This window comes from Nocardiopsis sp. TNDT3, assembly GCF_003427465.1.
GTDB classification, from domain to species: domain Bacteria; phylum Actinomycetota; class Actinomycetes; order Streptosporangiales; family Streptosporangiaceae; genus Nocardiopsis; species Nocardiopsis dassonvillei.
The window spans coordinates 1-3,517 of the sequence record NZ_QPFC01000214.1; the positions used below are offsets into that span (position 1 = coordinate 1).

Consider the following 3,517-nt stretch of genomic DNA (forward strand, 5'->3'; position numbering starts at 1 on the left):
CGCACGAGTTCTCCGGCGGCATGCGCCAGCGCGTCATGATCGCCATGGCGATGGCCAACGACCCCGACGTCATCATCTGCGACGAGCCCACCACGGCCCTGGACGTCACCATCCAGGCGCAGATCCTCGACCTGCTGCGCACCGCCCGCGAGGAGACCGGCGCGGCCATCGTGATGATCACCCACGACCTCGGCGTCGTCGCCGGTTTCGTCGACCGGGTCCTGGTCATGTACGCGGGCCGCCCGGTGGAGACCGGCCGCGTGGACGACATCTACTACCGCAGCAGGATGCCCTACACCATGGGCCTGCTCGGCGCCGTCCCCCGCATGGACCTGGAGCACCAGGGCGCCCTCGTCCCCATCAAGGGCACCCCGCCGTCGCTGTCGGACCTGCCGCCCGGATGCCCCTTCGCGCCGCGCTGCCCCCTGGCCCGGCCCGAGTGCGACGCGGCCGAGCCCGAACTCCTCACGATCGGCGCCCAGCCCTCGGGCGGGCGGATCCGTGCGGGCGGGGCCGCGGCGCGACCCGACGCGGGGGAGGCCGACGCCCAGCGGGTGGCGTGCGTCCGCTCCGGGGAGATCACCGACCGGGGGTGGACCGCCCAGGACATCTACCCGGTGCCGGAGATCCCCGACTCCCCGGCCTCCGCGGTGGACCGCGCGGACCGCGCGGAGATGCTGCGGGTGCGGGACCTGGTCAAGCACCACCCGCTCACCAAGGGCGCGGTGTTCAAACGCCGGGTCGGCTCGGTGTACGCGGTCGACGGCATCGACTTCGACATCCGCGAGGGGGAGACCCTCGCCCTGGTCGGCGAGTCCGGCTGCGGCAAGTCCTCCACCCTCATGGAGATCATGGACCTGGCCAGGCCCCAGCGCGGCTCCATCTCCGTCATGGGCCGCGACGTCGCCACCCTGGGCCGGGCCGACCGGTTCGCGCTGCGCCGGGACATGCAGATCGTCTTCCAGGACCCGATGAGCTCGCTCGACCCGCGCATGACGGTGTTCGACATCATCGCCGAGCCCCTGCGCACCCACGGCAGGAGCGTGGACGAGGTCACCCGCCGGGTGTACGAGCTGATCGACCTGGTGGGCCTCAACACCGAGCACGTCACCCGCTTCCCCGCCGAGTTCTCCGGCGGCCAGCGCCAGCGCATCGGCATCGCCCGGGCCCTGGCCCTGGAGCCCCGGCTGCTGGTGCTGGACGAGCCGGTCTCGGCCCTGGACGTGTCCATCCAGGCGGGCGTGGTCAACCTCCTCCAGGAGCTCCAGGCCCGGCTGGGCCTGTCCTACCTGTTCGTGGCGCACGACCTGTCCGTGGTCCGGCACATCGCCGACCGCGTCGCGGTCATGTACCTGGGCCGGATCGTGGAGATCGGCGACACCCGCTCGGTCTACTCCAGACCCTCCCACCCCTACACCCAGGCGCTGCTGTCCGCCATCCCGATCCCCGACCCGGAGAAGGAGCGCGCGCGCACGCACATCGTCCTGGACGGCGACCTGCCCAGCCCCGCCAACCCCCCCTCGGGATGCCGGTTCCGGACCAGGTGCCAGAAGTTCGCCCTGCTCCCCGAGGCCGACCGGGAGCAGTGCAGGACCGTCGAGCCCCAGGTCCTCGCCGTGAACGACGGTGACCAGGCGGCAGCCTGCCACTTCGCGGAGCGCTAGGAGGTCGTCCGACCCCCGACGACCGGCTCGTCACGGCCAGCGCCACACCGTGCGCTGGCCGCATCACCCCAGAGAGGAAATCCCCATGCGAATCGGGAAGGTGCGCTACCTCGCCCCGGTCGCGGCGCTGGTTCTCGTGGCCAGCGCCTGCGGCGGAGGCGACGACCGGGAAGACGCCCAGGAGCAGGTGGCTTCCCTCGCCGCCGAGGACCTGAACCCCGCGCCCCGCGAGGAGTTGCGAGAGGGCGGCAGCTTCGTGTGGGCCATCAGCGCCTACGACCAGCAGCACAACATGTGGCACACCCAGGGCAACATGGCCAACGTGCGCCGCGTGGCCGCCGCGGTGCTGCCCAACCCGACCCGGTACGACGTTGAGGGGCTCCCCTCCCCCAACGAGGACTTCGTCCTCGACTTCGGGGTCAGCGATGACGGGATCGAGGTCTTCTACGAGCTCAACCCCGACGCGGTGTGGTCCGACGGCAAGCCCATCACGTCCGAGGACTACGAGGCCCAGGTCGAGACCGTCAGCGGTTCGCGCGAGGGCGACTGGGAGCTCGGTGGCACCGACGGGTACGACCAGATCGCCGAGTTCGTCCCCGGAGACGATGAGTACTCCTTCACCCTGAGGTTCGACGCGCCCTTCGCTGAGTGGCCGTCCCTGTTCTCCCCGCTGTACCCCAAGGAGTACATGGAGGACGAGGAGCTCTTCAAGGAGGGCTACGTCAAGGACTACCCCGTCACCGCGGGGCCCTTCGGGAACGTGGAGTTCGACGACGTCACCGAACGCATCACGATCACGAGGAACGAGGACTGGTGGGGCACCGAGCCGCTGCTGGACGAGATCGTCTTCGACGCCATGGGCACCGATGCCATGGCTGGCGCCTTCAACAACGGTGAGATCGACGGCTTCTACCTCGGTTACGACGCGGCCGGCTACGAGTTGCTCAGAGACCGCGAGGGCGCCTACTTCACCAGGGCCGTCAACCACGCCTACCGGTTCGCCTCGCTCAACGGCGCGAGCCCGAACCTGGAGGACGTTCGCGTCCGTCACGCGATCTCGCTGGGCCTGGACACCGACGCCCTCGCCGAGATCGCCCTGGGCGCGGTCGACTGGCCGATCACCGGTGAGACCAACCGCCTGCTCCGCTCCAGCCAGAACGGCTACCAGGACAACAGCGAGGGATACGGGGAGTACGACCCCGAGCGCGCGGGCGAGCTGCTCGACGAGGCGGGGTGGATCCTGGAGGAAGGCGCCGAGTTCCGCACGAACGCCGAGGGCGAGACGCTGTCCTTGGACTGGGTGGCCTCGGATGACATGGCCATCGCCCAGGACGAGGCTGAGATCGGCCGCGACATGCTCGCTGAGATCGGTGTCGAGGTCAAGGTCCAACAGGTGCCGAACAACGCCCTGTTCTCCGAGTACGTCATCCCCGGAAACTACGAGGTCGCCACGTACGTTCTCGCCGGTTCCCACCCCTACGCGGGTGACGCCCAGGAGAACTACGGTATGCCGGACCAGGACGGGGAGTGGGGTAACAACCTCACGCGCATCTCGACCGAGGAGATCGACCGGAAGTTCGGTGAGATGCGTTCCGAGACGGACCCGGACCGCTATGCCGAGCTCGCCAACGAGATCGACCGCCTGTTGTGGGAGGAGGTCGCGACCATTCCCTTCTTCGAGCGTCCCGGCCTCTACGTCATGAATGAGGACCTGCACAACTGGGGGGAGTTCGGTCTGGCCTCCGAATACGTCTACGAGGACATCGGCTGGGCCGCCGAGTAGCCCCGTGACGTCACCGCCCGCCGCGTGAGCGGGAGTGCCAGGGCGCCGGTCCCCCTGCGGGACCGGCGCC

2 protein-coding genes are annotated in these 3,517 nt (G+C 69.7%); both read left to right on the plus strand.

Annotation, left to right across the window (positions count from 1 at the left end; translation table 11 throughout):
• On the plus strand, positions 1 to 1,664 hold a 1,664-nt coding region (locus tag DQW06_RS05885; protein WP_157983353.1), incomplete at its 5' end, for an ABC transporter ATP-binding protein.
• A gap of 85 nt (positions 1,665 to 1,749) precedes the next feature.
• On the plus strand, positions 1,750 to 3,447 hold the full coding sequence (locus DQW06_RS05890; protein WP_013151590.1) for an ABC transporter family substrate-binding protein: 1,698 nt from the start codon (positions 1,750 to 1,752) through the stop codon (positions 3,445 to 3,447).
• Positions 3,448 to 3,517: the final 70 nt, after the last annotated feature.

Coding starts and splice junctions, on each gene's coding strand:
- DQW06_RS05890 (WP_013151590.1), top strand. CDS start 1,750: ATGCGAATCGGGAAGGTGCGCTACCTCGCCCCGGTCGCGGCGCTGGTT.